The 7,092-nt window shown below is 65.3% G+C and carries 7 protein-coding genes and 1 other annotated feature; of the genes, 6 read left to right on the forward strand and 1 reads right to left on the reverse strand.

Annotated features, from left to right (window positions below; translation table 11 throughout):
- The coding region (locus JSV65_13755; protein ID UCH33620.1) for a hypothetical protein at positions 1-1,348 on the reverse strand (1,348 nt) is incomplete at its 3' end.
- A 250-nt stretch (positions 1,349-1,598) separates the two neighbouring features.
- Positions 1,599-1,844, forward strand: a binding site (T-box leader).
- A 110-nt stretch (positions 1,845-1,954) separates the two neighbouring features.
- Between JSV65_13755 and ilvD the strand changes: the two genes are divergently transcribed.
- The 6 genes from ilvD to JSV65_13785 all read left to right on the forward strand — a co-directional run bounded on the left by ilvD (position 1,955) and on the right by JSV65_13785 (position 7,016).
- Positions 1,955-3,640 (forward strand): dihydroxy-acid dehydratase, encoded by a 1,686-nt coding sequence (gene ilvD / locus JSV65_13760; protein ID UCH33621.1) that lies wholly within the window; start codon positions 1,955-1,957, stop codon positions 3,638-3,640.
- Positions 3,637-5,307: a biosynthetic-type acetolactate synthase large subunit gene (ilvB, locus tag JSV65_13765; GenBank protein ID UCH33622.1), complete on the forward strand. Its 1,671-nt coding sequence runs from the start codon at positions 3,637-3,639 to the stop codon at positions 5,305-5,307. The genes ilvD and ilvB overlap by 4 nt, the downstream gene beginning before the upstream one ends.
- A 58-nt stretch (positions 5,308-5,365) precedes the next feature.
- Positions 5,366-5,851, forward strand: a complete 486-nt coding sequence (gene ilvN, locus JSV65_13770; protein ID UCH33623.1) for an acetolactate synthase small subunit — start codon at positions 5,366-5,368, stop codon at positions 5,849-5,851.
- Between the two features lie 142 nt (positions 5,852-5,993).
- On the forward strand, positions 5,994-6,203 hold the full coding sequence (locus tag JSV65_13775) for a hypothetical protein (protein ID UCH33624.1): 210 nt from the start codon (positions 5,994-5,996) through the stop codon (positions 6,201-6,203).
- Positions 6,204-6,207: 4 nt separating this feature from the next.
- Positions 6,208-6,543, forward strand: coding sequence for a hypothetical protein (locus tag JSV65_13780; GenBank protein UCH33625.1), 336 nt, complete (start codon positions 6,208-6,210; stop codon positions 6,541-6,543).
- A 23-nt stretch (positions 6,544-6,566) separates the two neighbouring features.
- Positions 6,567-7,016, forward strand: coding sequence for a hypothetical protein (locus JSV65_13785; protein UCH33626.1), 450 nt, complete (start codon positions 6,567-6,569; stop codon positions 7,014-7,016).
- The last annotated feature ends 76 nt before the right edge of the window (positions 7,017-7,092 follow it).

Here is a 7,092-nt window from a genome sequence, read left to right on the forward strand (position 1 = left end):
CGGCGAACTTCCTGATCTTCACGTTCTTCACTGAGCTCATGGCCCTCGTCGTGATGACCTCGCATCCCTGCAGGTGAGTCGGCATTTCGAGCAGGTACTCGTCGCCGCGCGCCGTCGCCTTGTGCGCTATCCTGGGGAACCGGAAGGGCGTGTGCGACATATCGGCGTGTTCGAGTTCGCTTAGGCTCTTCAGGCCGCCGTAGCGGAACTCGCGGACGCAGTCCCTCTCGACCGCCTCGATGTCCTCCGTATCGAGCGGATCCTTTCGCCGCCAGTCGCTGAAACCGTGCTGGTATCCACACTCGCACCATTCCCGCAGCATAGTGCCCAGGGCCCGCTGCACGCGCTCGTGCTTCTCATACCCGAGGCGCAGAAGGGCTTCGAGAGCCAAGGCATTGGGCCACATGAGCCGGGGCCCGCACGGCCTCATCAGGAGGTCGTCGGCGACCATGACCAGCTTCACCTCCCGCGCCTTGACCTCTCTGAACCGGACCCTGTCTCCGTGCTGCCGACGATTGACGATGCTCGCCTGCTCCGCCACGAGTTCATCGGCCAGGAAGAACATCCCTGGATTGTGGTCTGACTCCGGCCTGCGCATCAGCCACTCGACGGCTCGCCGTATCCCGAGGGCATTCCGTGTCATCCCGAGGTCGGCCAGTTCCCTCAGGTTGCGTGCCGTGGCCGTTACGCGGCCCTCCCAGGATCCGTTCTCGTGCTGGCGAGCCAGTCGCTCCTCTAGGAGTGACTTCCTCAACGCGCCGTCTGACCGCTCAGCCCGATCGAGGAGCCTCCGTGCTCTCCATGCCTCCAGCGTCTGCCTGCCGGCCAGGAAGTCCATCACGTGATGTCTCAGCGCGCTGGCCTCGTGCTGCCGCCTCAGCTCCGACAGGAGGGTATCAGGCATGGGGTTGGTCTCGGCCCTTCTCACGATCTCATGGGACGTCTCAAGGTCGCTCGCCCTGGCCCTTCGTGCTTCTCGTTCAGTGATCTCAAGACGCTTGACGGCAAGGGCCTTCTCCCGCTCAACCAGTCCGACAAGTGACTTGCCGTCTATCCTGAGCGTCCTCAACGCCGCCTCGGGCAGGGACATGCGGTCCCCCGCCTCGACAAGCAGTTCGCTCCGTTTGCCCCGTCTCGCGGTCAATATGATCTCGTCTCCCAGGTCAAGGAAGAGTCTGCGGCCGTCTGACAGCCCGAGGTATCGCCTGACGGCTTTGCTCAGTTTCGTCCTGCCGTCCGAGGAAATCTGAACGATCCCCACTATCTGGGGGAGGCTGAAGGATCTGCGCATTTTCGCGCCACGCTCCTGGTACGTGGTGGGCGCGCCAGTGCTCAGGAAGACCGTCATCCCCGCGGGCGCGCCGGCACACTCCTAGTCAAGCCGAGTTCCACATCAGCGTAGCTGCCCCTGCCGCGATCCGGTTCCGGCAAAGCTTCTTTACGACCACAGGCAGCAACGGGTACGCCAGCAGCGCAGGTCCTATGCAGTCCCGGGCGGCGCACGTTATCTGCGAAAGCCGGGAGATCCGTCGCTGCTCTGCCGCTCGTTTGACCCGATGCGACTGGGCATGGTATAATCTGCGTGGAATCAGGCTTCCCAAACGGCGTGGAAGGGGAGGAGTAGGCGGCAGCGCCGGGTGCAGAGAGCCGGGTGAGGTGAAAGCCGGCCCCGTGCGGTCGCCGAACGTCGCCCCGGAGCCGCGCGCCCGAGGCGATCGCTTAAGTCTGCGGTCGCGTAGGGCGCGCCGGGTGCGCCCGTTAGAGCGCAGCGAGAAGAGGCGTCGGCTGTCTTGACGCCTCAAGTTGGGTGGTACCACGCAGGTCTAGCGCCTCTCGTCCCAATATGGATGAGAGGCGTTTTATGTTATCATACAGGGCCCGGTTGACCGTAGGCAGCCCCGTTGGGGTGTGAGTGATCGCGGCGACGGGCAGGACACATGGGAAGGATAGCGTCATGCGCAGCGATGTGATCAAGAAGGGAATGGAGCGAGCGCCGCACCGCTCGCTGCTCTACGCGTGCGGCTTGACTCGCGAGGAGATGGATCGCCCGTTCGTGGGTGTCGCGACGAGCTTCACCGACGTTGTTCCCGGTCACGTCGCCATGCGCGACCTTGAACGGCACGTCGAGCGCGGCATCTACGCGGGCGGCGGCGCCGCGTTCTTCTTCGGTTTGCCCGCGATCTGCGACGGCATCGCCATGGGTCACAAGGGCATGCACTACTCGCTGGCGTCGCGCGAGCTGATCGCCGACTCCGTCGAATCGATGGCAGAGGGGCATGCGTTCGACGGCCTGGTGCTGCTCACGAACTGCGACAAGATCACCCCGGGCATGCTAATGGCGGCGGCGAGGCTCAACATACCTTCAATCGTGCTCACCGCCGGCCCGATGCTCGCCGGCCGCTATCGGGGCGACAGGGTGTCCTACGGCGAGACGTACTACGCCGTCGCGCAGTTGAAGAAGGGCGAGATCGCCGAGGGCGACCTGGCGGAGCGCGAGTACTGCGCGTGTCCCGGCGCGGGCTCGTGCCAGGGGTTGTACACCGCGAACACAATGGCCTGCCTGACCGAGGCGATGGGCATGAGCCTGACCGATTGCGGCACAGCCCTGGCGGTGTCGGCCGAGAAGCGGCGCCTGGCGTACGAAACTGGGAAGCGCGCGGTTGAGCTGATCGCCGGGAACGTGACGCCGCGCTCGATCATGACCGCTGCAGCATTGCGCAACGCGATCCGCGTGGACAATGCGCTCGGCGGCTCGACGAATACGGTGTTGCACCTCCCGGCGATCGCGCATGAGGCGGGCATTGATTTCGACCTGGATTGGTTTGACCGCATCAGCCGCGAGACGCCGCATGTGACCGACATGTTGCCGGGCGGCAAGCACTTCATGGAGGATCTTGACGACGCGGGAGGCGTGGCGGCGGTATTGCACGTTCTACGCGAGTCACTCGAAGCGAACCCGACGGTCGGTGGCAAGGATATCGTCGCCGTGGCGGAGCACGCCCAAGTGCGCGATGAGGAAGTGATCCGACCGCTCGACAGGCCGTACCACGCGCAAGGCGGCATGGCTATCCTGCGTGGCAACCTGGCGCCTGAGGGGTCGGTTGTGAAGCAGTCGGCAGTGAGCGATAAGATGCGCAAGTTCCGGGGGCCGGCGCGCGTCTTCGACAGCGAGGAGGCGACCACGGAGGCGATTCTCGAGGGGAAGATCAACCCGGGTGATGTCGTCGTCGTCCGCTACGAGGGCCCACGCGGCGGGCCGGGGATGCGCGAGATGCTTTACCCGACGTCCCTCATTACCGGCGCGGGGATGGGCGAATCGGTCGCGCTGCTGACCGACGGGCGGTTCTCGGGCGCGACGATCGGGTTGTCGGCCGGACACGTCTCGCCCGAGGCCATGTCCGGCGGGCCAATCGCAGTCGTGCAGGAGGGGGACGAGATAGCGATAGACCTCGACGCGCGGACGATTGACCTGCTGGTGGCGGAAGATGAGATGGAGCGGCGGCGGAAGTCGTGGCGGCCGCCGGAACCGAAGGTCGGGACGGGTTGGCTCGCGCGGTACGCGCGGCTGGTGACGTCGGCCGCGTCGGGCGCGGTGCTATCGGCGGAGGGCGAAGCCCCGCGAGGAGGGAGTAATCAATGAAAATGACAGGCGCTCAGGCGCTGTTGGAGGCTTTCAAGCAAGAGGGCGTGGATGTGATCTTCGGCTATCCCGGCGGGGTGGTGCTGCCCATCTCGGACGCGCTCTATCACGAGAAGGCCATCAGGCACGTGCTCGTAAGACACGAGCAGGGGGCGGCGCATGCCGCCGATGGATACGCGCGGGCGACGGGCAAGGTCGGGGTGTGCCTGGCTACCTCCGGCCCGGGTGCGACGAATCTCGTCACCGGCCTGGCGACGGCGTACATGGATTCCATCCCGGTGGTCGCCATCACAGGACAGGTGCCGACGCCGGCGATCGGGCGCGACTCCTTTCAGGAGGCCGATATCACCGGCATCACCATGCCCATCACCAAGCACAACTACCTGGTCAAGGACGTGCGCGAGCTCCCGCGCGTCATCAAGGAGGCCTTTTACATCGCGTCCACCGGTCGGCGCGGCCCGGTGCTGATTGACCTGCCGCGCGACGTGAGCCAGGCGGAGCTCGATTTCGAGTACCCGGACAAGGCAGAGCTGCGCAGCTATCAGCCGCAGGCCAAGGGGCACTCGCTCATGATCAAGCGAGCGGCGGAACTCATTGCGAGCGCCGAGCGGCCCGTTATCATCGCCGGCGGTGGCGCGGTCGCCTCCGACGCGGCGGATGAGCTGCGCAAATTGGCCGAGCTGATCAATGCGCCGGTGACGACGACGCTGATGGGCAAGGGCGTCTTCCCCGAGCGCGACGCCCTCGCGCTCGGCATGCCGGGCATGCACGGGACGGCGTATGCGAACTACGCGCTCAACGGGGCGGACGTGATCATCGCGATCGGCATGCGCTTCGACGACCGCGTGACCGGCAAGTTGGAGACTTTCGCGCCGAACTCGAAGTTCGTGCATATAGACATTGACCCGGCGGAGATCGGCAAGAGCGTGAAGCCGACGGTGCCCATCGTGGGTGACGTGAAGCAGGTGCTCGCGGCGCTCCTCAAGCGGCTGGAGAAGCAAGACCGCTCGGAGTGGATGACCCTCATCGCGGAATGGAAGCAGCGCTATCCGCTGTCCTACAAAGGCGACGGGCTGAAGCCGCAGATGATCGTGGAGCAGATCTACGACATCACGAACGGCGACGCGATCATCACCACTGAGGTGGGTCAGAACCAGATGTGGGCGGCGCAATTCTACCCGTGCAAGCGTCCGCGGCAGTTCCTGTCGTCGGGGGGCCTGGGGACGATGGGGTACGGGTTCCCCGCGGCGATCGGCGCGCAAATCGCGTGTCCCGACGCCGTGGTGTGGGATATCGCCGGCGACGGCAGCATCCAGATGAACATCCAGGAACTAGGCACGGCGGTGGCCAACGAGCTGCCGGTCAAGGTCGCGATCCTCAACAACGGCTATCTCGGCATGGTGCGCCAGTGGCAGGAGCTGTTCTTCGGCAAGCGCTACTCGTGCGTGGATCTCGCGGCCGGCATGCCGGACTTTGTGAAGCTGGCGGAGGCCTACGGGGCGGTGGGCATACGGGTCGACAAAGATGACGAGGTGCGCCCGGCGCTACGCAAGGCGATGCGCCTACGCAGGAAGCCGTGCCTAATTGACTTCCGCGTTTGTCGCGAGGAGAACGTGATGCCGATGGTTCCCGCGGGCGGCTCGATTGACCAGATGATGATTGACTGACAGGCCGCCCGGGCCGGATTGCGCCGCGGCGTGCAGGGCCGCGGAGTCGGAGGGAGAGATGCGACATACTATTTCAGTGCTCGTGGAGAACCGTCCCGGCGTGCTCGCCCGGTGCGCCGGGCTGTTTGCCCGCCGTGGGTTCAATATCGAGAGCCTCGCCGTCAGCACGACGGAGGACGCGACGATTTCGCGCATGACGATCGTAGTTGCGGGGCCGGAGTGGGTGCTGGAGCAGATCCAAAAGCAGCTGTACAAGCTGATGGACGTCATCAAGGTGCTCGACCACACCGGCGACGCTGTGGTGTCGCGCGAACTGGCACTGATGAAGGTCAAGGCGCGCCCGCAGGACCGCGCGGAGATCATGCAGGTGGCGAGCATCTTTCGCGCCAATATCGTTGATGTCGGCGACGACACGCTGACCATCGAGGTCACCGGCGACGAGGAGAAGATAAGCGCGCTGGAGAACCTCTTGGGCAGACAAAGGATCGTCGAGATGGTGCGCACGGGCAAGGTGGTGCTCGTGCGCGGCGCGAAGCCGACGTGAGCGCGCTGCGGGGGGCGTGAGGGCTGATGTCCTTTCCAGCAGACCCGTGGGGTCTGACCGGGAGGCCGTCCCAACGCGATGCCGAGCCGCTCGGGACGACCTCAGCCGCTTTCGGGATAGGCTTTGCGCCCTGTGGAGGTGCATGATGCGCGGCGGTCTGGCGAGAGACCTCGTGATATTGGCGATCGGGCTTGTCCTCGGCTACTTCTTCGCCGTGTACGGCGGGGGGCAGTTGATCCAGTCCATCGCCGGACAGGTGCCTGAAATCAACCTGAGCCGGCCCGCGATCGTGTTGATCCTGATCGGCATCGTCGTCGCGGCCCTGGTTTTCATGTCGCGCGGGCGCAGGTGATGCCATGCACGAACTCGTTTCCCCGCAGCAGGCCGAGGCGATTGTCCGCGGGGCGGCGATTGCCCTGATCGCGGTTGGCGTCCTCGGGTGCGCCGCCGCGGCAGCGCTACCACGTCGGCGCCGGCCCGGCCTCGCGGTGGGATCTCTCGTTACGGTGGCCGGCGCGCTGGTCTACGTGCTGTGGGCGGTCTATAACGGCATCGTCGCGCGGTTCGGCCTCGACAGCGTCAAGGCGCTGTTGGTCAACCTGGGGATATTCGCCGTCGCCGGCCTGGTGTACGGCCTGGCGGCCGGCCGGGCGTGGCGCTGGGCCGCGCAACCAGCGGATCGCAAGAGCTGAGGGGCAGCATCGTGACGTCGGCCGTGAGACGCCTTTGGAACGGGCTCGTCGCGCGCATGTCCACGCGGCGGGCGCTCGAAACGAAGCGGCTCGTGGCTGACTGCCTGGCCGTGCTCTGGAGCGTGTGGCTAGCGGGGTACGTGCTGTGGCTTGCCGTGCCGTCGTTTGCAGATGGCCGGGAACTGCAGAAGGGGGCGGAGCAACTAGGGATTCCTTCCGTCATCCGGGTGCTGTATACGCTCTATGCCGTCTGCTATCTGTGGTTCGGCGGATGGATGGCGCTTGATGCGTACTCGCGCGGTTTCGGCGACTCGGATGTGTTCTCGATACGGCGCTTCCTGTGGTTGGCGGGGGTCTTGTGTCTGTGGCCGCTCGTGCCCCTCATATACTGGTTGGCGGTGAAACGCAGGGCCGTAGCGGCGGAATTGAAACCTGGCTCTGGCATGTCGCAGCCGATTGCGGCCGGAGCCTGAGATAAGTCTGGAGGTAGGAAATGGTCAACGTGTACTATGACGATGCAGCCGATCTGGGATTGCTTAAGAACCGGAC

This window comes from Armatimonadota bacterium (assembly GCA_020354555.1).
In the GTDB taxonomy this organism is placed as follows: Bacteria; Armatimonadota; Hebobacteria.

Bases quoted from the DNA above. Each gene is read 5' to 3' on its own strand.
- JSV65_13780 (UCH33625.1), top strand. From the start codon at position 6,208: ATGCACGAACTCGTTTCCCCGCAGCAGGCCGAGGCGATTGTCCGCGGG.
- ilvB (UCH33622.1), top strand. From the start codon at position 3,637: ATGAAAATGACAGGCGCTCAGGCGCTGTTGGAGGCTTTCAAGCAAGAG.
- ilvD (UCH33621.1), top strand. From the start codon at position 1,955: ATGCGCAGCGATGTGATCAAGAAGGGAATGGAGCGAGCGCCGCACCGC.
- JSV65_13775 (UCH33624.1), top strand. From the start codon at position 5,994: ATGATGCGCGGCGGTCTGGCGAGAGACCTCGTGATATTGGCGATCGGG.
- ilvN (UCH33623.1), top strand. From the start codon at position 5,366: ATGCGACATACTATTTCAGTGCTCGTGGAGAACCGTCCCGGCGTGCTC.